This window comes from Pseudomonas alvandae (genome assembly GCF_019141525.1).
Classification (GTDB): domain Bacteria; phylum Pseudomonadota; class Gammaproteobacteria; order Pseudomonadales; family Pseudomonadaceae; genus Aquipseudomonas; species Aquipseudomonas alvandae.
This window is the reverse complement of record NZ_CP077080.1, coordinates 4,625,593-4,644,272: the sequence shown is the minus strand read 5'-3', so window position 1 is coordinate 4,644,272 and position 18,680 is coordinate 4,625,593. Positions and strand designations below refer to the sequence as shown.

At 60.4% G+C, this 18,680-nt stretch carries 20 protein-coding genes; 12 read left to right on the top strand and 8 right to left on the bottom strand.

Annotation, left to right across the window (positions count from 1 at the left end):
• Positions 1–66 precede the first annotated feature (66 nt).
• Positions 67–348 (top strand): GNAT family N-acetyltransferase, encoded by a 282-nt coding sequence (locus KSS97_RS20470; RefSeq protein WP_030141867.1) that lies wholly within the window; start codon positions 67–69, stop codon positions 346–348.
• A gap of 165 nt (positions 349–513) precedes the next feature.
• Here the strand turns inward: KSS97_RS20470 and KSS97_RS20465 are convergent, their stop codons facing one another.
• Positions 514–1,590, bottom strand: a complete 1,077-nt coding sequence (locus KSS97_RS20465) for a 3-deoxy-7-phosphoheptulonate synthase (RefSeq protein ID WP_030141868.1) — start codon at positions 1,588–1,590, stop codon at positions 514–516.
• A gap of 267 nt (positions 1,591–1,857) precedes the next feature.
• On the opposite strand from KSS97_RS20465, the gene KSS97_RS20460 reads away from it, so the two are divergent.
• From KSS97_RS20460 to cysB, 4 genes are all read left to right on the top strand, one after another.
• The gene (locus KSS97_RS20460) at positions 1,858–2,811 is read left to right on the top strand and encodes a putative 2-dehydropantoate 2-reductase (protein WP_030141869.1); all 954 of its coding nucleotides are present in this window, start codon (positions 1,858–1,860) and stop codon (positions 2,809–2,811) included.
• Between the two features lie 18 nt (positions 2,812–2,829).
• Positions 2,830–3,735: a 5'-nucleotidase gene (locus KSS97_RS20455; RefSeq protein ID WP_198797284.1), complete on the top strand. Its 906-nt coding sequence runs from the start codon at positions 2,830–2,832 to the stop codon at positions 3,733–3,735.
• Between the two features lie 96 nt (positions 3,736–3,831).
• Positions 3,832–4,332 carry a universal stress protein gene (locus tag KSS97_RS20450; RefSeq protein WP_030141871.1) on the top strand — a complete coding sequence of 167 codons (501 nt, stop codon included), beginning with the start codon at positions 3,832–3,834 and terminating at the stop codon, positions 4,330–4,332.
• Positions 4,333–4,443: 111 nt separating this feature from the next.
• Positions 4,444–5,418, top strand: coding sequence for an HTH-type transcriptional regulator CysB (gene cysB / locus KSS97_RS20445; protein WP_003199376.1), 975 nt, complete (start codon positions 4,444–4,446; stop codon positions 5,416–5,418).
• 7 nt (positions 5,419–5,425) lie between these two features.
• Here cysB and KSS97_RS20440 read toward each other — a convergent pair whose 3' ends face one another.
• On the bottom strand, positions 5,426–5,908 hold the full coding sequence (locus KSS97_RS20440; protein ID WP_217860018.1) for a GreA/GreB family elongation factor: 483 nt from the start codon (positions 5,906–5,908) through the stop codon (positions 5,426–5,428).
• Between the two features lie 2 nt (positions 5,909–5,910).
• Entirely contained in the window at positions 5,911–6,297 is a 387-nt protein-coding gene (locus KSS97_RS20435; RefSeq protein ID WP_198797283.1) for a hypothetical protein, read from the bottom strand.
• A gap of 121 nt (positions 6,298–6,418) precedes the next feature.
• Between KSS97_RS20435 and earP the strand changes: the two genes are divergently transcribed.
• Entirely contained in the window at positions 6,419–7,552 is a 1,134-nt protein-coding gene (earP, locus tag KSS97_RS20430) for an elongation factor P maturation arginine rhamnosyltransferase EarP (RefSeq protein ID WP_198797282.1), read from the top strand.
• Positions 7,553–7,600: 48 nt separating this feature from the next.
• Positions 7,601–8,170, top strand: a complete 570-nt coding sequence (locus KSS97_RS20425; RefSeq protein WP_003226785.1) for an elongation factor P — start codon at positions 7,601–7,603, stop codon at positions 8,168–8,170.
• Between the two features lie 119 nt (positions 8,171–8,289).
• Here the strand turns inward: KSS97_RS20425 and KSS97_RS20420 are convergent, their stop codons facing one another.
• The 3 genes from KSS97_RS20420 to KSS97_RS20410 all read right to left on the bottom strand — a co-directional run bounded on the left by KSS97_RS20420 (position 8,290) and on the right by KSS97_RS20410 (position 10,753).
• Positions 8,290–9,300 carry an alpha/beta hydrolase gene (locus tag KSS97_RS20420; protein WP_030141875.1) on the bottom strand — a complete coding sequence of 337 codons (1,011 nt, stop codon included), beginning with the start codon at positions 9,298–9,300 and terminating at the stop codon, positions 8,290–8,292.
• Positions 9,301–9,334: 34 nt separating this feature from the next.
• Positions 9,335–9,754, bottom strand: coding sequence for an organic hydroperoxide resistance protein (locus KSS97_RS20415; RefSeq protein WP_039588908.1), 420 nt, complete (start codon positions 9,752–9,754; stop codon positions 9,335–9,337).
• A gap of 537 nt (positions 9,755–10,291) precedes the next feature.
• Positions 10,292–10,753: a MarR family winged helix-turn-helix transcriptional regulator gene (locus KSS97_RS20410; RefSeq protein ID WP_181288889.1), complete on the bottom strand. Its 462-nt coding sequence runs from the start codon at positions 10,751–10,753 to the stop codon at positions 10,292–10,294.
• Positions 10,754–10,899: 146 nt separating this feature from the next.
• On the opposite strand from KSS97_RS20410, the gene KSS97_RS20405 reads away from it, so the two are divergent.
• Complete coding sequence (locus KSS97_RS20405; RefSeq protein ID WP_030141878.1) at positions 10,900–11,649, top strand: sulfite exporter TauE/SafE family protein; 750 nt, start codon at positions 10,900–10,902, stop codon at positions 11,647–11,649.
• On the opposite strand, the gene KSS97_RS20400 is transcribed toward KSS97_RS20405, so the two are convergent.
• Positions 11,639–12,493: a LysR substrate-binding domain-containing protein gene (locus tag KSS97_RS20400; protein WP_030141879.1), complete on the bottom strand. Its 855-nt coding sequence runs from the start codon at positions 12,491–12,493 to the stop codon at positions 11,639–11,641. The two genes, KSS97_RS20405 and KSS97_RS20400, sit on opposite strands and share 11 nt — an antisense overlap.
• Positions 12,494–12,590: 97 nt before the next feature.
• Here KSS97_RS20400 and KSS97_RS20395 point away from each other — a divergent pair, with 97 nt between their 5' ends.
• Together KSS97_RS20395 and KSS97_RS20390 are read left to right on the top strand one after the other, a co-directional pair.
• Entirely contained in the window at positions 12,591–12,809 is a 219-nt protein-coding gene (locus KSS97_RS20395; protein WP_030141880.1) for a DUF1127 domain-containing protein, read from the top strand.
• 64 nt (positions 12,810–12,873) lie between these two features.
• A complete protein-coding gene (locus KSS97_RS20390; protein ID WP_217860017.1) occupies positions 12,874–14,103 on the top strand; it encodes a winged helix-turn-helix domain-containing protein in 1,230 nt (409 codons plus the stop codon).
• A 132-nt stretch (positions 14,104–14,235) separates the two neighbouring features.
• Here KSS97_RS20390 and KSS97_RS20385 read toward each other — a convergent pair whose 3' ends face one another.
• Positions 14,236–15,582 carry a class II 3-deoxy-7-phosphoheptulonate synthase gene (locus tag KSS97_RS20385; RefSeq protein ID WP_030141882.1) on the bottom strand — a complete coding sequence of 449 codons (1,347 nt, stop codon included), beginning with the start codon at positions 15,580–15,582 and terminating at the stop codon, positions 14,236–14,238.
• Positions 15,583–15,723: 141 nt separating this feature from the next.
• Between KSS97_RS20385 and KSS97_RS20380 the strand changes: the two genes are divergently transcribed.
• Both KSS97_RS20380 and KSS97_RS20375 read left to right on the top strand, forming a co-directional pair.
• Positions 15,724–16,479, top strand: a complete 756-nt coding sequence (locus tag KSS97_RS20380; RefSeq protein ID WP_030141883.1) for a spermidine synthase — start codon at positions 15,724–15,726, stop codon at positions 16,477–16,479.
• Positions 16,480–16,971: 492 nt separating this feature from the next.
• On the top strand, positions 16,972–18,645 hold the full coding sequence (locus tag KSS97_RS20375) for a DEAD/DEAH box helicase (protein WP_030141884.1): 1,674 nt from the start codon (positions 16,972–16,974) through the stop codon (positions 18,643–18,645).
• Positions 18,646–18,680 lie beyond the last annotated feature (35 nt).

Below are 18,680 nucleotides of genomic sequence, written 5' to 3'. Positions count from 1 at the left end.
GAGGTTCCTTCGCCGGAAAAACATCGGTAAGGTAGGGGTCGGCATTCAGACCCGCGAGGAGTAGTGATGAGCGAGGCGGTTTCCATCCACCATGACCAGGCTGGTCATCAGTTCGAGACCATTGTGGACGGTCATCGTGCCTATCTGACCTATATGGACCTGGGCAAGCAGACCTTGGACATCTATCGCACCTTCGTGCCCAACGCATTGCGTGGCAGGGGGATCGCCGCGAAGTTGACCGAAGAGGCGCTGCGGTTCGCTGAAGAAATGGGCTACACGGTGATCCCGTCCTGCTCCTATGTAGAGCGCTACATGGAGCGCCACCAGCGCCACGCGGCGAAGCTTTGATAGACCAAGAATTCACCATAAAAAAACGCCGGGCTGCAAAGCCCGGCGTTTTTTTATGTCTGAAGGAAGCAAAGGTCGCAGGCTTCGCCAGCTCCTACATCCCCGCTCCAAAGTGTAGGAGCTATGTAGGGTAGGAGTTGCCGAGTGCAACGAGGCTGCGATCTTTTAGCCGCGCTGACGCTTAGGCAGCACATCCTTGAGCTTGGCATGCATGCCGCGCAAGGTCTTCTCGGTCGCGCTCCAGTCGATGCAGGCATCGGTGATGGAGACGCCGTACTGCAAATCGGCGAGGTCTTTCGGAATCGCCTGGCAGCCCCAATTCAGATGACTTTCCACCATCAGGCCGATGATCGACTGGTTGCCTTCCAGGATCTGGTTGGCGACGTTTTCCATCACCAGCGGTTGCAGTGCCGGGTCCTTGTTGGAGTTGGCGTGGCTGCAATCGACCATGATGTTCGGCTTGATCTTCGCTTTGTTCAGCGCCTGTTCGCACAGCGCGACGCTGACCGAGTCATAGTTCGGCTTGCCGTTGCCACCGCGCAGCACGACGTGGCCGTAGGCGTTGCCCTTGGTGGTCACGATCGACACGCCGCCTTCCTGGTTGATGCCCAGGAAACGGTGGGGGCTGGAAACCGACTGCAAGGCGTTGATGGCGACGGTGAGGCCGCCGTCAGTGCCATTCTTGAAGCCGACGGCCGACGACAGGCCGGAGGCCATTTCGCGGTGCGTCTGGGATTCGGTGGTGCGCGCGCCGATGGCCGACCAGCTGATCAGGTCCTGCAAATATTGCGGGGAGATCGGGTCCAGGGCTTCGGTGGCGGTGGGCAGGCCCATTTCGGCCAGGTCCAGCAGCAACTGGCGGCCGATGTGCAGGCCGTCCTGGATCTTGAAGGAGTCGTCCAGGTACGGGTCGTTGATCAGGCCCTTCCAACCAACGGTCGTCCGAGGTTTCTCGAAATACACCCGCATCACCAGGTACAAGGTGTCGGAGACTTCCGCCGCAAGCACCTTCAAGCGCTCGGCATATTCGTGGGCAGCCTTGATGTCATGGATCGAGCAAGGCCCGATGACCACGAACAGGCGATGGTCGGTGCCGTCGAGGATGTTGCGGATGACTTCCCGACCCTTGGTCACGGTGCGCAGGGCAGCGTCGCTCAAGGGAATGTCGCGCTTGAGCTGGTCAGGCGTGATGAGGGTTTCGTTGGAGGCGACGTTAAGGTCGTTGATCGGTAAATCAGCCATCGTGTTACTCGTCAGGTCACGGGTGCCGGCCGCCAGCGATCCCCGCGCGGCGGTGCACAGCGGATTTAAGCGCGTCGGGGAGCCGAACCTTAGCGCGTTAGGAGGTGGCTCGACAATGGGCAGGCACGGGTTTAATCCCTATTTGTCTGGCCATCGAGCCCGAAGGCAGGCCGGGGATTAATTTCACGGCTGCTTACAATCTGGATTGCATGCCGTCTGGCCCCCGTTGATAGTGTGCACGGATTGTTTTCAAAGAGGGCTACGGTAATGCAGGCAGGCGTAAAAGCGCGAATAGGAATGATCGGCACCGGGGCGATTGGCGGCTTCTACGGCGTGATGCTGGCACGTGCCGGCTTTGATGTGCATTTCTTGTTGCGCAGTGAATTTGCCGCCGTGGCCGAAAGCGGCCTGCGAGTCGACAGCGCAGTCCATGGCACGCTGGCCCTCAACCCGGTCCAGGCTTACCGTTCGGCAAACGAAATGCCGCCTTGCGACTGGCTGCTGGTGGGCGCCAAGACCACCAGCAATGCCGACCTGGCCCCGGTCATCATCCAGGCTGCCGCTGACGGCGCTAAAGTCCTGTTGCTGCAGAACGGGCTCGATGTCGAGGATGATCTGCGGCCGCTACTGCCCGACTCACTGCATTTATTGGGCGGCCTGTGCCTGGTCTGCGTTCACCGCGTCGGGCCGGGCATCGTTGCCCATCAGGCCCTTGGCGCGGTGAATATCGGTTATCACAGCGGTCCTTGCCAGGGCCAGGACGAACGCATGGCGATTGTCGAGGAGGGGGCTGGGTTGTTTCGTGCCGCGGGTATCGACTCCCAGTCCATGCCCGACCTGCAACAGGCTCGCTGGCAGAAGCTGGTATGGAACGTACCGTACAACGGCCTCTCGGTGCTGCTGGGCGCCAGCACCACGCCGTTGATGGCCAATGACCACAGTCGCGGTCTGGTCCAGGCCTTGATGGCGGAGGTGGTACGCGGTGCGCAAGCCTGCGGGCATCAAATCGCACCAGGGTATGCCGACTATCTCTTTACGATGACCGAAAAGATGCCCGACTATTGGCCGAGCATGTATCACGATTATTCCCATGAACGGCCGTTGGAGCTGGATGCGATCTACGGCCGGCCACTGGCAGCGGCGAAGGCGGCGGGCTGCGATTTGCCGAAGATCGAAGCCTTGTATCAGGCGCTGGCGTTCCTGGACCGCCGCAATCGTTGATGGATGAAGGGGGACAGCATGGCGAATAACATCGACGACAAACTGGTGCTGGCGATTTCATCGCGAGCCTTGTTCGACCTGAGGGAAAGCCACAAGGTCTATCTTTCCGGTGGTGTCGAGGCCTATCGGCAATACCAGATCGAGCATGAAGACGAGGTCCTTGAGCCTGGGGACGCCTTCGCCCTCGTACAGAAATTGCTCAATCTCAACGAGCACCTGGGGCGAGCCCGTGTCGAGGTGATCCTGGTGTCGCGCAACAGCGCCGACACTGGCCTGCGGGTGTTCAACTCGATTCATCATTACGGCCTGGCGATCTCCCGCGCCGCGTTCGTTGGCGGTCGAAGTCCTTATCCATACCTCAAGGCGTTCGGCTGCGACCTGTTCCTCTCCACCCATGCCGAAGATGTGCGCAGCGCATTGGACGCCGGATTTGCGGCGGCAACGATCCTGTCAGGCGGGGCCAGCCGTGCCGCCAGCGAGGAGCTGCGCATCGCGTTTGACGGTGATGCGGTGCTGTTTTCCGATGAGTCTGAACGCATCTATCAGAGCGGTGGCCTCGAAGCCTTCCAGGCCAGTGAACGCCAAGCCGCGCGCGAGCCACTGCGAGGCGGGCCGTTCAAGGGGTTCCTGGCGGCGCTCAATGCCCTGCAGCGCGAATTCCCGGAGGATGCCTGCCCGATCCGCACGGCATTGGTCACGGCTCGGTCGGCGCCGGCCCATGAACGGGTCATCCGTACGCTGCGAGAATGGGATATTCGTCTGGACGAGTCGCTGTTCCTGGGCGGCCTGACCAAGTCGGCATTCCTCGAAGCCTTTGCCGCCGACGTGTTTTTCGATGACCAGACCGGCCATTGCGAGCTTGCCCGCGAGGTGGTTGCCACCGGGCATGTGCCCCATGGCATCAGCAACGAAGTGAAGCTCTGACCGCCCGTACTTTGAGGCGTTACGCCACACGTCACGCTCGTTGGCGCGCTGCTAAGCTGAATCAATCTCCGCCATTCTGGCATTCGAGGAGGTCACATGATTCGTTCGATGCTGTACGCCACAGACCTGGGGCTTTATGCCCCTTATGTGATGCAGCATGCCTTGGCGTTGGCACGGACGTTTGAAGCCGAGTTGTATGTAGTGCATGCGGTGGAACCGATGGGGCTGTTCGCCGAGTCGGTGTTGCAAAGCTATCTGGACGAGCAGGCGCTGAACGAATTTCATCGCCAGGGTCTGAATACGGTGATGGCCAATATCGAGCAGCGAGTACTGGACAGCTTTCGCGAGGAGTTGGGGGAGGGGCAGCAGGACTTGCAACTGATCAAGTCGGTGAGGGTATTCCAGGGTGACCCGTCCCAGGTCATTCTCGAGCAGGCTGCGAAACTCTCCGTCGATTTGTTGATCGTAGGCAGTCACTGCCAGGGGGCGAATGGAGAAACTCCTTTGGGCAGGACCGCCGCACGGGTATTGCAGTTATCCCGGGTGCCGGTCTACCTGGTGCCGCTGGTCCAGCGCCGGCGGCAGGGAGAGGCCTAAGGCTAAATGATGGCTTTTTTATAAAAAGTTCTAGATTTATTAATACAACCATTCATATAGTTATATGCCGTCGCTGATGCCCGTCGCATCCAACTGCTTTGAGGGATACATATGAAGCTTCAACAATTGCGCTACATCTGGGAAGTGGCGCACCACGACCTCAACGTTTCCGCTACCGCACAAAGCCTCTACACGTCGCAACCTGGCATCAGCAAGCAGATCCGCCTGTTGGAAGACGAACTGGGCGTCGAAGTCTTCGCCCGCAGCGGCAAGCACCTGACCCGCGTGACCCCGGCCGGTGAACGCATCATCACCACGGCTGGCGAGATCCTGCGCAAGGTCGAGAGCATCAAGCAGATTGCCCAGGAATTTTCCAACGAGAAAAAAGGCACGCTGTCCATCGCGACCACTCACACCCAGGCCCGTTATGCGCTGCCGCCGGTGATCAGCAATTTCATCAAGCAATACCCGGATGTCGCGCTGCACATGCACCAGGGCTCGCCGATGCAGATCGCCGAGATGGCCGCCGACGGCACCGTGGACTTCGCCATTGCCACCGAAGCCCTGGAGCTGTTCGGCGATCTGGTGATGATGCCGTGCTATCGCTGGAACCGCTGCGTGGTGGTGCCCCAGGGCCACCCGCTGACCAAATTGCCGAAGCTGACCCTCGAAGCGTTGGCCGAGTACCCGATCGTGACCTACGTGTTCGGTTTCACCGGTCGTTCGAAACTCGACGAAGCCTTCAGCCATCGTGGCTTGACCCCGAAAGTGGTGTTCACTGCCGCCGACGCCGACGTGATCAAGACTTACGTTCGCCTGGGCCTGGGCGTGGGCATCGTGGCGAAAATGGCCGTCGATACCAAGCTCGACAGTGATCTGGTGGTGTTGGATGCCAGCGAGTTGTTCGAGTCCAGCGTGACCAAGATCGGCTTCCGTCGTGGCACCTTCCTGCGTGGCTTCATGTGCGATTTCATCGAGAAGTTCGCACCGCACCTGACGCGCGAAGTCATGGCCAAGGCCATCCAGTGCCACAACAAGCAGGAACTCGAAGAGCTGTTCGACGGCGTCGAATTGCCGGTGCACTGACCGAAAGTCAGATAGCCTCGGTGACTGCGAACTGTTGCCGGGCGCCCGCCACGACGATTTCCACTTCATCCCCTTCGAACTTGCCCAGCAGGCTCCTGCCCAGCGGCGAGCGAGGGGTGATGACGGTGATCGGCTGCCCCACCAGCGAGACCTTCAGCCCCGCTGCGTCCGGCCCAAGGAATAGCCACTGTTGGCGGCCATCCTTATCTTCCAGCCCGATCAATGTGCCGACCTGGATACCGCGCTCTTCGTCGTAAGGCCTCAGTGTCAGGTTCTGGCACAGAGCGAGCGCCTGGCGGATCTCCTCGACGCGCCGGGCTTGTCCGGCGGCAAGGTATGAAGCTTCCAGGCCGAGGGTGTCGTATTTGTTCTCCGCGATATTTTCTTCGTGGGTCGCGGTTTCGTAGGCGGTCTGCGCGGCGCGTTCGGCAATGTCGAGGTCAATCTCGAGTTTGTCGAGGATCAACTGGTGGACAGTCTGTTTGTTCATGATCACTCGCAGAATTGCAGGACGTTGGCGCGGCTTTTCTCGCTCGGCGCGTTCTGGTCCTGTTGCAGCCAGAACTGGCATTTGGGGTTCGACAGGTTGCGCGGGTTGCTGCGCACCTGTTCCAGCGCCTGGCGCTGCTCGTTCTTCTGTAGGTTCTGCTGGAATTGCTCGAACATCGGCGTGGGCGGCTCGGGCGCCGGTTGCACCGCTGGCGGTTGCGCCAGTTGATGAACCGCAGCGGCCACCGGGGCCAGTTGTTCAGCGAAGAGGAACCTGGACAGCAACCAACCTGTCAGGACGATGGCGACGAATCCCAGCCACAGGCCCAAGGCGATACTGACGGTCAATTTCAAGGCTGAAAGGCGCGGCGGCGATGGGTAATCAGGCATGACTGCTTCCTGGCAGGGGCACGGTTAGGCGCTGATTGTCGCATGAAGATTAATCGCCGTCGGCCCTTCTGCATCATGGGTTTAATACGGGACAATCAGGCTTTGCCACAGGGAGTCGGGAATGACCGTGCGTTGGGATATTTTTTGCACCGTCGTGGATAACTTCGGCGACATCGGCGTCACTTGGCGCCTGGCGCGGCAATTGGTGGCCGAGCATGGGGTCGCGGTTCGGCTTTGGGTCGATGACCTGCGTGCGTTTGAACGGCTGTGTCCGGAAATAGACCCCGCGCTGTCCGAACAGTGGCAGCAGGGCGTTCAAGTGCGTCACTGGCCCAAGGATTGGCTGCCTGTCGAGGCGGCCGATGTGGTGATCGCCGCGTTTGCCTGCCAGTTGCCCAGCGCCTACATGGATGCGATGGCCGAGCGCCAGGTAACGCCGTTGTGGATGAACCTCGATTACCTGAGCGCCGAGGACTGGGTGATCGGTTGTCACGGTCTGCCGTCGGTGAAATACAAGCACGTGCAGAAGTATTTCTTCTTTCCAGGCTTCCAGGAAGGCACCGGTGGCTTGCTGCGCGAAGCGGGGCTGTTGGAGCGTCGTCGACAATTCCAGCAGGATGGCGCTGCACAACAGGTTTTCCTGCGGGGGCTGGGCGTCGAGCGGGAGCCTGGGGCACGTCTGATTTCGTTGTTCGCCTACGAAAATGCCGGGTTGGCGAGCTGGTTTGACACGATGGCGACGGATACCCGTCCGTGGCATGTCCTGGTTCCGGAAGGACGCATCCTGGGGGATGTCGAGCGTTGGGCGGGCATTGACGGCCTTGGGGCGGGAGCCTCGTATCGCCGTGGCGCCCTGACGGTGCAGGTATTGCCTTTCGTCCGTCAGGATGAATACGACCACTTGTTATGGTGCTGTGATTTCAACGCCGTACGCGGCGAGGACTCCTTCGTGCGGGCACAATGGGCGGGTCGGCCGCTGCTCTGGCACATTTATCAACAGGAAGAAGATGTCCACCTGGAGAAACTCGAGGCATTTCTCAAGCTGTACACCGAAGGACTTTCCGAGCCAGCGGAAAAAGCGATCAGCGGTCTTTGGCGCACCTGGAATGCCGGTCAAGACATGGCCGAACACTGGAAAGCCGCCTGCGAGAAGGATCGGGAGTTGGCCGAACATGCCCGGTCGTGGTGCCTGGAACAGGCGTCACGAGCCGATCTTGCCACGGCGCTGGTGAAGTTTTACCGAAATTGGATATGATACGCGGCCTAGATTTTTGTAAATCCCATCCAAATTCGGATATTCGCAATGAAAACTGGTAAAGAACTCAAACCCGGTACCGTGATTCGTATCGACAACGATCCTTGGCTGGTTCAGAAAGCTGAATTCACCAAGTCGGGTCGCAACAGCGCGATCATGAAGACCAAGCTGAAAAACCTGCTGACCGGCTACAAGACCGAAACCGTCTACGGTGCGGACGACAAACTGGATGACGTGATCCTGGACCGCAAAGAAGCGACCCTGTCGTTCATCAGCGGCGACACCTACACGTTCATGGACACCACTGACTACACCATGTACGAGCTGAACGCCGAAGACATCGAAAGCGTTCTGCCATTCGTTGAAGAAGGCATGACCGACGTTTGCGAAGCCGTATTCTTTGAAGAGCGCCTGGTTTCCGTAGAACTGCCGACCACTATCGTGCGTCAGGTCGACTACACCGAAGGCTCCGCTCGCGGTGATACTTCCGGCAAGGTGATGAAGCCTGCCAAACTGAAGAACGGTACCGAGCTGTCGGTTGCTGACTTCATCGAAATCGGCGACATGATCGAGATCGATACCCGCGAAGGCGGTTCCTACAAAGGCCGCGCTAAATAAGCGAAGTCTTCTGTATGAAAAAGCCCGACCATTGAGTCGGGCTTTTTTATATCTATATTTCGACCCGGCCCCTGTGGCGAGGGAGCAAGCTCCCTCGCCACAAAAGGCTCGGCGTGCATTCACTTCAGGTGTTCCTTGAGCTCTTGCGACGCTTGCAACATCGCCGAACGCACCGCGGGCACCTGGCTCACGACGTTGAGCAAACCATAGTCGTGGATCATGCCGTTGTAACGCACCGCCGTGACGGGGACGCCGGCCGCGTCCAGCTTGCGAGCGTACGCTTCGCCCTCGTCGCGCAGCACGTCGGCCTCGGCAGTCTGCACCAGCGCGGGCGGCAGGCCCTTGAGTTGCGCGGTGGTTGCCCGCAGTGGCGAGGCATAGATCTCGTTACGTTGCCCGGCATCGGTGGTGTAGTTGTCCCAGAACCACTTCATCATGTTCTTGCTGAGGAAATGTCCTTCGGCAAACTGGTTGTAGGACGCCGTCTCGAAACTGGCATCGGTCACCGGCCACAACAAGGCCTGGAAGCGGATTGCCGGGGTACCCTTGTCCTTGGCCATCAGCGCCACGACCGCCGCCATGTTGCCACCCACGCTGTTACCCGCCACGGCCAAGCGCTTGCCATCGACATTGATTTCCTTGCCGTGCTCGGCCACCCATTTCGTCGCGGCGTAAGCCTGGTTGATCGCCACCGGGTAATGCGCTTCGGGTGACGGCGTGTAGTTGACGAACACCGCGACGGCGCCCGAACCCGCTACCAGATCCCGAACCAGTCGTTCGTGGGTCGGGAAATCCCCCAGCACCCAACCGCCGCCGTGGAAGAACATGAACACTGGCAGCTCACCCTTGACCCCGGCCGGACGAACGATGGTCAGGCTGATCGATTGGCCGTCGACCTTGATGGTCTTCTCGCTGACATCGGCCTTGGGCAGTGTCAATTTCACACCTGCCTGGGCGCCGACCAGTACCGCGCGGGCATCCTTGGGCGACAACTGCTCCAGCGGCTTGCCGGTGCCGGCATTCAGTGCGTCGAGAAATGCCTGGGTGTTGTGTTCGACGATATCGCCGGCAAAGGCATTGCTGATGCTCAGGGCGAGAAGGGCGCCGGTCAGGGTTTTGCTGATGTTCATGTCTATCTCCTTGAAATTCGGTCGGGGGCGAGGGTTAAACGGTTACGTGCAGGCGCACATCAACGTTGCCGCGGGTGGCGTTGGAGTACGGGCAAACCTGGTGCGCTGCATCGACGAGGCTCTGCGCGTCGGCTTGATCCAGGCCCGGCAAGCTGATGTGCAAGTCGATGTCGAGGCCGAAACCGCCAGGAATCTGGCCGATGCCAACGTGGGCGGTGATCGAGGCGTCATCCGGGATTTTGCGTTTGGTCTGGCTGGCGACGAATTTCAGCGCGCCGATAAAGCAGGCCGAGTAGCCAGCGGCAAACAGTTGTTCTGGGTTGGTCGCCGCACCGCCTGCACCGCCGAGTTCCTTGGGCGTGGCGAGCTTGACGTCGAGGATGTTGTCGCTGGAGATGGCACGACCGTCACGGCCACCGGTGGAGGTTGCGATTGCGGTGTAGAGAGTTTTCATGATGGAAGCCTCGTTTCTGTTTGAGTGTTACGCGCTAAATGTTTGCGCGCTAAGTAGGTGTGAAGAGAATGTAATGCGCTAATAGTTTGTACGCAAGATAAATTTTCGGGGCAAGATGGAGTCGGCAAACCGAAAAGGCCTGAAAGCCTTTAGCTAGAGCGGTTTTTGAGAGTAGAAATTTTTCGAGGGGGGAGGGTAGACAGGGCTGCCGCTATCGCGAGCAGGCTCGTTCCACAGAGGTTGCTGGATGACGAGACCTTGCTCACATCAGAAATCCAATGTGGGAGCGAGCTTGCTCGCGATAGCGGTGGATCTGAACAGAGGATGTCGGATTTGCCGCCGCTTTCGTCGGAACGCCGCCCGGAGCAAGCTCGCTCCCACAGGGATCTTGGGTTTCCATGAGCTTTGCATTCAGCGCAGGACTATTGTGGGAGCGAGCTTGCTCGCGAAGACGTCGGCATATCCAACATCACTGCAAGCTGATCCACCGCTTTCGCGAGCAAGCTCGCACACAGGGATTAGCGGTGTTTCGGTGATTTAGAGGCTGTCTTGCAAATGCCCGCGCAGCTCTTGCAGGTCAAGTTGCAGCTTCTTCAATTGCTCCAGGGTCTGGCCGCTGGCGGCAAGGATGCATTGCGGGATGTCGAGGGCTTTTTTCTGCAGGGCGCGGCCCTGCTCAGTGAGCTCGACGATCACCACGCGTTCGTCTTCCCGACTGCGGGTGCGGCTCAGCAAACCTTCGGCCTCCAGGCGCTTGAGCAGTGGCGTCAGCGAACCTGGGTCGGTTAGCAGACGGTTGCTGATTTCACCGACGGTTAAACCGTCTTTTTCCCACAGCACCATCATCGCCAAGTACTGCGGATAGGTCAGGCCCAATGCCTGGAGCAGCGGCTTGTAGACCTTGGTCATCAGCAGCGACGTGGAATGGAGGGCGAAGCAGACCTGGTTATCCAATAACAGGGCGTCGCAAGGGTCGGGGCTGTCGTGTTGAGTGCTCATGGCGAAACCTTTCAATCAGTAGTCCAGGTGAATCTAGCGGACGAACCTTTAATGCACCAGATAATTCTGAAGACCTGATCAGCTATGCATTTCCTGGTTATCGCCAACTGCGTAGGATAGGCGCCCTTATAAAGGGAGAATCGTCTGTGGTCGAGGTCGTGCTGTATTTGCTGTTGGGCGCCGCATTGGGCACCTTGGGGGGATTGTTTGGCATTGGCGGCGGATTGATCGCGATACCGGTGTTGGGCGTATGGTTCGGTCTGGACCAGCAGATCGCCCAAGGCACGGCGCTGGTGATGGTGGTGCCCAACGTGATGTTGGCGCTGTGGCGTTATCATCAACGCAATCGCATCGAGATGCGTCATGTCCTGCCGTTGGCCTCCATGGGATTCTGCTTCGCGTGGCTCGGCTCCATCTGGGCCGTGGGCATTGACGCGCAAAGCATGCGAATCGGTTTCGTGGTGTTCCTGGTCGTGCTGGCGGCCTACAACCTCATCCGAATGTTCGCCGCGACGGCACCCGCTTCGGCGCAGATGCGCCACGGCTGGCCATGGCTTGGCGTGTTGGGGGCGGCGTCAGGGACGATGGGCGGTCTGTTTGGCGTCGGCGGGGCGGTTGTCGCCACGCCGATCCTCACCAGTGTGTTTGGCACCACTCAGGTCGTGGCCCAGGGATTGTCGCTGTCGCTGGCCTTGCCCAGCACCGGGGTGACCCTCGCCACCTATGCGTTTCACCATGAGGTGGATTGGTGGATCGGCCTGCCGCTGGCCATCGGTGGGCTGATGAGCATCAGCTGGGGCGTGAAAGTCGCCCACGCCTTGCCGGAGCGACTGCTGCGCGGGCTGTTCTGCGGTTTCCTGGTGTTGTGTGCGGTGTTGCTTATCTTTAAAGCTTGAAGCCTTCGACAATGTGCTCGGCCAGGCACTCGGTGATCGGCGACGGGTTGTGCAAGTTGCGGATCAACATGATGCTGGCCTCGGGCAGCTCCGGCAGGTTCTCCGCCTCACCGAGCACCCGCATGTCCGGGGTCAGCAGGCTTTCCAATTGCGCGGTGATCGCCAGGCCCGCGCCCACCACGGCCATCAGCGCCGACAGGCTCGAGCTGTTGTACGCCACGCGATAATCGCGGCCCATTGCATCCAATGCGTTGCACGCCCATTGCCGACAGAAACAATCACTGTTGAACATCGCCAGCGGCAGCGGTGTTTGTTCATGGACGTTGAAGCAGGCGGCTTCGGCCCAGACAAAGCGCTCCTTGCGCAGCAACTGGCCGATCTCATCCCCCGGCTTGCGGGTGACGATGGACAAGTCCAGGTCCTGGCGCAGCAGCAACTGCTTGGACGATTCGCAGTGCACTTCGATTTCGATCAGGGGATAGAACTGGGCGAAGCGTTGCAGGATCCCGGGCAGGAACCGCATCACGTAATCATCCGGCGTGCCGATGCGTACCGTGCCGACCATGTGCGGTTCACGCAGCGTATTGAACACTTCGCTGTGCAGCTTGAGGATCCGCCGGGCATAACCCAGCAACACCTGGCCCTCGGCGGTGAGCTTGACCTGGCGCCCGTCGCGCTCGAACAGCCGCCGCTGCAACACGTCCTCTTCCAGGCGCTTCATCTGCATGCTGACGGCGGATTGCGTGCGGTTGACCAGTTCCCCGGCGCGGGTGAACCCCCCTTGGTCGGCGATGGCAACGAAGGTACGCAGCACTTCCGTATCGATGCTCGGGTAACTCGACAATGGATCAATCTCCGAGATGTATTGCATAAGAAACATTCGTTGGATTGATCTTAGCGTTAGCGCGAGACTTGAGCCATCCCAAACGGAGGACATCACGATGAAAGGTCAAAAAGGATATCTACTGATAGAAAAACTCTCCCATGGCTTCTCGGTCAGCGCTCTGCTGCATAAGGTTAGTCGATGGTACGAATTGCACCACGAGCGTGAATTGCTGGCCGGCATGAGCGACGAGGCGCTCAAGGACATCGGCGTAAGTCGGGCCGACGTGGAGCAGGAAGTGGTTCGGCCATTCTGGGACGACCCAATGCACAAATGAGCCATCCTTCCCTACACAAACCGTTCAATGGTGAGGTAGGTTGCGAGCAGACAAGGAGATCTCCATGCCCGCGACTGTATCCTTTACCCTCAAACAGGCCCGGCGCCTGGCGTTGGCCGCCCAAGGATTCGATGGGCGGCTTTCGCCAGCTTCGGTGCAACCCTCGCGTCTCAACCGCTTGATCGAACGCCTCGGCATCCTGCAGATCGACTCCGTCAACGCACTGGTGCGCTCGCATTACCTCCCGCTGTTTTCCCGCCTCGGTCATTACAATCGCGATTTGCTCGATCAAGCCGCCTGGAGCCAGGGCCGCCGTCGCACGCTATTTGAATATTGGGGGCATGAAGCCTCGCTGCTGCCGGTGGCGATGTACCCGTTGATGCGCTGGCGCATGGCCCGTGCTGCGCGCGGCGAAGGTATCTATCAGCAACTGGCGCGTTTCGGCCAGGAGCAGCAAGACGTGATTCACCGCGTCCTGCAAGCGGTCTGGGACCAGGGAGCAATTGGCGCGGGCAGTTTGTCCACGCGTCAGGAAAAGGCCGGCCCGTGGTGGGACTGGAGCGCGGAAAAACATGCGCTGGAATGGTTGTTCGCAGCGGGTGAAGTCACGGTGGCGGGACGGCGGGGCTTCGAGCGGCTTTACGATTTGCCGGAACGGGTCCTGCCGGATTCCGTGCTGCGACAACCTCTGCCGGACGAAGCCCAGGCCCAGCGCGCTTTACTCATCCATGCTGCCGAAGCCTTGGGTGTCGCTACCGAAAAGGACCTGCGCGACTACTTTCGCTTGAGTCCGGCGGACAGCCGTGAACGGCTTGCCGAACTGGAGGAGGCGGGCGAACTGCTACGTTGCCAGGTTGAGGACTGGAAGCAGCCAGCCTGGTGCCGACCCAGCGTGAAAATTCCCCGCAAGGTCGCCGCCAGTGCGCTGCTGTCGCCGTTCGATTCGTTGGTCTGGGAGCGCAGTCGTACCGAGCGGCTGTTCGATTTTCGCTATCGGCTGGAGATCTACACGCCGGTGCACAAGCGGGTGTATGGCTATTACGTCTTGCCGTTTCTGCACAACGAGCGGATTGCGGCGCGGGTGGACTTGCGGGCTGAGCGGGCGGTGGGGCAATTGGCGGTGCATGCAGTGCACGAGGAAGAGGCGGGGCTGGACGAGGAGGGGATGCTGGCGTTGGCGACGAATCTGCGGCGCATGGCCAACTGGTTGGGGTTGGAGCGGGTTCAGCTCAATTGTGGGAAAGCGAGTGGGGTTCGGCTGGCGGTGGCGCTTGCGCAGATCGAGGCTGATTGAGCTGGCCTCATCGCGAGCAAGCTCGCTCCCACAGGGGCCTCGTGACCACAGATTTTGTGTCCACAGCAGATCCAATGTGGGAGCGAGCTTGCTCGCGAAAGCGATAGGCCAGGCACTACAAAACTGTCTGGCTCATCGCCTCACCTGCTTCAACGTCTCGGCAATCAAGAACGCCAGCTCCAGCGACTGATCGGCATTCATCCGCGGGTCGCAGTGGGTGTGGTAGCGATCCGATAGGCCGTCTTCGGTGATCGGTCGCGCGCCACCGATGCATTCGGTGACGTTCTGCCCGGTCATCTCGATGTGGATACCGCCGGCATAGGTGCCTTCGGCTTCATGGACCTGGAAGAACTGCTTCACTTCGCCCAGGATCTGCGCAAAATCCCGGGTCTTGTAGCCGCTGCTGGCCTTGATGGTGTTGCCGTGCATCGGATCGGAGCTCCACAGCACCTGCTTGCCCTCGCGCTGCACCGCGCGCAGCAGTTGCGGCAGGTGATCGCCGACCTTGTTGGCGCCCATCCGGGCGATCAGGTTCAGCCGGCCCGGGTCGTTGTCCGGGTTGAGCACGTCGATCAGGCGGATCAGGTCGTCAGGGTTCATGCTCGGGCCGACCTTGACCCCGATCGGGTTGTTCACCCCGCGCAGGAACTCGACATGCGCGCCGTCCAACTGACGGGTGCGGTCGCCGATCCACAGCATGTGGGCCGAACAGTCGTAATAATCATTGGTCAGGCTGTCGCGACGCACGAAGGCTTCTTCGTAATTGAGCAGCAGCGCCTCGTGGGCGGTGAAGAAGCTGGTTTCGCGCAGTTGCGGCGAGCTGTCCATGCCGCAGGCGCGCATGAACGCCAGGGTTTCGTCGATGCGGTCGGCCAGGTGGCTGTATTTTTCCGCCAGGGCCGAGTTGGCGATGAAATCCAGGTTCCACTTGTGCACCTGGTGCAGATCGGCAAAGCCGCCCTGGGCGAAGGCGCGCAGCAGGTTCAAGGTGGCGGTGGACTGGTGATAGGACTGCAACAACCGCTCCGGGTCCGGCACGCGGCTTTTTTCGTCGAAACCGATGCCGTTGACGATGTCGCCGCGATAGGCCGGCAACGTTACCCCGTCAATGGTTTCATCGTTGGCCGAGCGTGGCTTGGCGAATTGCCCGGCCATGCGCCCGACCTTGACCACCGGGCAACCGGCGGCAAACGTCATGACGATCGCCATCTGCAAGAGCACCTTGAAGGTGTCGCGGATCTTGGCGGCCGAGAACTCGGCAAAGCTCTCGGCACAGTCGCCGCCTTGCAACAGGAACGCCCGGCCCTGGGTCACCTCGGCGAACTGACGGCGCAACTCCCGGGCTTCACCGGCAAACACCAATGGCGGATAACTGGCCAGGGTCTGCTCCACCTGCGACAGGTGCGCGGCGTCGGGGTAGCGGGGTTGTTGCTGGATCGGCAGGGCGCGCCAGCTGTCAGGGCTCCAGGGTTGGCTCATCATGATCTCTAGGTGGTTTACGCTCGGGCGCTCATGTTATCAGCAAATTAGTGCGTGACCTGTTCCGCTTGCTTCGCGGACAATCGCGCCTTTGCCCCGTATACGCAGGCCCATGCCCGCCCGGCAACATCAGGAGATGAAATGACAGAGGAGCGCGTCGAGCATTTGCTCGCCGAGGTGCACGACGAGTTCGGCATGATCCGCGTGTTCGAAGTGGCCGATTACCGGTTTCTCGAATTCGGCGATGCCATCGAGCAGAGCTGCGTGTTCACCGCCGACCCGAGCTGGCTCGAATATGACTACACCCGCGCCATGCTCATCGGTGCGTTGTGTCATGAGCAGCCGGAAAGCGCGTTGTTCCTGGGGTTGGGCGCTGGGACGCTGACCCAGGCCTGTCTCAAGTTCCTGCCGTTGGAAGATGTCGAGGCGATCGAGCTGCGCCCCGACGTGCCGCGCCTGGCCATCGAATATCTTGGGCTGGATGACGATCCGCGTTTGTACATTCGCGTCGGCGATGCCTTGGAATTGCTTGAAACGGCAGAGCCGGCGGACCTGATTTTTGTCGACCTCTATACCGACGTCGGTCCCGGCGTAGGCCATCTGGCCTGGGGGTTCCTGGAAAACTGCCAGAAGCGCCTCAACCCCGGCGGCTGGCTGGTGATCAACCAATGGGCGACCGATGACGGCAAGCCCTTGGGCGCCGCGCTGTTGCGTGGTCTTTATCATCGGCATTATTGGGAGCTGCCGGTGAAGGAGGGCAACGTGATCCTGATCGTGCCGGCGGACCTCGACCAGGAGCTGGATATGGACGGCCTGGTTGCCCGGGCCGAAGGGCTGGCGCCGCGGTTGGGTTATTCGTTGCAGTCGTTGATCAAGGCGATTCGCCCGGCGACGTGACACGAACCCAGGGCACAACGAAATTCCTGTGGCGAGGGGATTTATCCCCGCTGGGTCGCGAAGCGACCCCTAAAGCTCGCTCACGCATCGGTAGCTCAGGTATTTTGGGGCCGCTTCGCAGCCCAGCGGGGATAAATCCCCTCGCCACAATAGAGTTCATCCCATCCGAAGATGAATCGTTTTAGCTGACGCCCCCAACGGCTATTGCACAGAGCTCCGCCACACCTTCCGTCGATAAAAAAATCTCCCTTTTTGGGCGAATTCCGGTATAGTGCGCGCCGGCCTTTAGCCGGGCCGCGTCAAGGTAGCGCAATTCCCCGAAGCCAGCTTCGGTTGCATGTCCGCACAACGGATGCTTCCGCGACGTTCTTTTTCATTCATTCGTTTTCGCAAATCCCCGCCGACAAAGCTGCCAGGGCGACTCTTGAGTCTCAACACGGCATGCGCAGCTTTGGAGCATGGGTCTTTGCGGATGCACTTAGAGGCAGACCCATGACCCAGGAAATCGGCGGCTTCGCCGCTCTTGAACTTCATCCCAATATTGTCGCTGCAGTAGTCGCTACCGGCTATGAAGAGCCTTCGGCCATTCAGCAGCAGTCGATCCCGATCATTCTCGCCGGTCACGATATGATTGGTCAGGCGCAAACCGGTACGGGTAAGACCGCCGCGTTCGCACTGCCGATCCTGCACCGCATTGATCCGTCCAAGCGCGAGCCGCAAGCTCTGATCCTGGCCCCAACTCGTGAGTTGGCGCTACAAGTTGCAACCGCTTTCGAAACCTACGCCAAGCAAATGCCAGGCGTGACTGTTGTGGCTGTCTACGGCGGCGCGCCGATGGGCCCACAACTGAAAGCAATCCGTAATGGCGCACAGATCGTTGTCGCCACCCCGGGCCGTCTGTGCGACCACCTGCGTCGCGACGAAAAAGTCCTCGCCACCGTGAACCACCTGGTTCTCGACGAAGCGGACGAAATGCTCAAGCTGGGCTTCATGGACGACCTGGAAGTCATCTTCAAGGCCATGCCTGAGACCCGCCAGACTGTCCTGTTCTCGGCCACCTTGCCTCAGTCGATCCGTGCCATCGCCGAACGCCACCTGCGCGATCCGAAGCACGTGAAGATCCAGAGCAAGACCCAGACCGTCACCGCGATCGAGCAGGCTCACCTGCTGGTTCACGCCGACCAGAAGACCTCTGCCGTCCTGAGCCTGCTGGAAGTCGAAGACTTCGACGCCCTGATCATGTTCGTGCGCACCAAGCAAGCGACCCTGGACCTGGCCAGCGCCCTGGAAGCCAAAGGCTACAAAGCCGCTGCGCTGAACGGTGACATTGCCCAGAACCAGCGTGAGCGCGTCATCGACTCCCTCAAGGATGGCCGCCTGGACATCGTTGTGGCGACCGACGTTGCTGCCCGTGGCCTGGACGTTCCGCGCATCACCCACGTGTTCAACGTGGACATGCCGTACGATCCGGAATCCTACGTGCACCGTATCGGCCGTACTGGCCGCGCCGGTCGCGAAGGTCGCGCGCTGCTGCTGGTTACCCCGCGTGAGCGCCGCATGCTGCAAGTGATCGAGCGTGTGACTGGCCAGAAGGTGGCTGAAGTTCGCCTGCCGGACGCCCAGGCCGTTCTCGATGCGCGCATCAAGAAACTGACCAACAGCCTGTCGCCGCTGGTGGCTGACGCCGAATCGACCCACGGTGATCTGCTCGATCGCCTGACCGCCGATATCGGTTGCACCCCGCGTGCCCTGGCCGCTGCCCTGCTGCGCAAGGCCACCAATGGCCAAGCGCTGAACCTGGCTGCGATCGAGAAGGAACGTCCGCTGGTGCCGAACAACGCACCGCGTGGCGACCGTCCTGAGCGCAGTGGCGATCGTCCGGACCGTGGTGATCGCGAGCGTCGTGCACCGATCCCGTTGGCCGAAGGCCGTGCCCGTTGCCGTACCGCGTTGGGCGCTCGTGACGGCATTGCCGCCAAGAACCTGCTCGGCGCGATCCTCAACGAAGGCGGCCTGGCCCGCGAAGCTATCGGTCGCATCCAGGTGCGTGACAGCTTCAGCCTGGTGGAATTGCCGGAAGATGGTCTGGAGAAGTTGCTGACCAAGCTCAAGGACACCCGCGTGGCCGGCAAGCAGCTCAAGCTGCGTCGCTACCGCGAGGATTGATCGACCTGCGGGTTGATTGACCGAGCATGAAAAAT

Bases quoted from the DNA above. Each gene is read 5' to 3' on its own strand.
- cysB (WP_003199376.1), top strand. From the start codon at position 4,444: ATGAAGCTTCAACAATTGCGCTACATCTGGGAAGTGGCGCACCACGAC.
- KSS97_RS20425 (WP_003226785.1), top strand. From the start codon at position 7,601: ATGAAAACTGGTAAAGAACTCAAACCCGGTACCGTGATTCGTATCGAC.
- KSS97_RS20390 (WP_217860017.1), top strand. From the start codon at position 12,874: ATGCCCGCGACTGTATCCTTTACCCTCAAACAGGCCCGGCGCCTGGCG.
- KSS97_RS20375 (WP_030141884.1), top strand. From the start codon at position 16,972: ATGACCCAGGAAATCGGCGGCTTCGCCGCTCTTGAACTTCATCCCAAT.
- KSS97_RS20435 (WP_198797283.1), bottom strand. From the start codon at position 6,297: ATGCCTGATTACCCATCGCCGCCGCGCCTTTCAGCCTTGAAATTGACC.
- KSS97_RS20420 (WP_030141875.1), bottom strand. From the start codon at position 9,300: ATGAACATCAGCAAAACCCTGACCGGCGCCCTTCTCGCCCTGAGCATC.
- KSS97_RS20395 (WP_030141880.1), top strand. From the start codon at position 12,591: ATGAAAGGTCAAAAAGGATATCTACTGATAGAAAAACTCTCCCATGGC.
- earP (WP_198797282.1), top strand. From the start codon at position 6,419: ATGACCGTGCGTTGGGATATTTTTTGCACCGTCGTGGATAACTTCGGC.
- KSS97_RS20385 (WP_030141882.1), bottom strand. From the start codon at position 15,582: ATGAGCCAACCCTGGAGCCCTGACAGCTGGCGCGCCCTGCCGATCCAG.
- KSS97_RS20450 (WP_030141871.1), top strand. From the start codon at position 3,832: ATGATTCGTTCGATGCTGTACGCCACAGACCTGGGGCTTTATGCCCCT.
- KSS97_RS20380 (WP_030141883.1), top strand. From the start codon at position 15,724: ATGACAGAGGAGCGCGTCGAGCATTTGCTCGCCGAGGTGCACGACGAG.
- KSS97_RS20410 (WP_181288889.1), bottom strand. From the start codon at position 10,753: ATGAGCACTCAACACGACAGCCCCGACCCTTGCGACGCCCTGTTATTG.
- KSS97_RS20415 (WP_039588908.1), bottom strand. From the start codon at position 9,754: ATGAAAACTCTCTACACCGCAATCGCAACCTCCACCGGTGGCCGTGAC.
- KSS97_RS20465 (WP_030141868.1), bottom strand. From the start codon at position 1,590: ATGGCTGATTTACCGATCAACGACCTTAACGTCGCCTCCAACGAAACC.
- KSS97_RS20455 (WP_198797284.1), top strand. From the start codon at position 2,830: ATGGCGAATAACATCGACGACAAACTGGTGCTGGCGATTTCATCGCGA.
- KSS97_RS20470 (WP_030141867.1), top strand. From the start codon at position 67: ATGAGCGAGGCGGTTTCCATCCACCATGACCAGGCTGGTCATCAGTTC.
- KSS97_RS20460 (WP_030141869.1), top strand. From the start codon at position 1,858: ATGCAGGCAGGCGTAAAAGCGCGAATAGGAATGATCGGCACCGGGGCG.
- KSS97_RS20440 (WP_217860018.1), bottom strand. From the start codon at position 5,908: ATGAACAAACAGACTGTCCACCAGTTGATCCTCGACAAACTCGAGATT.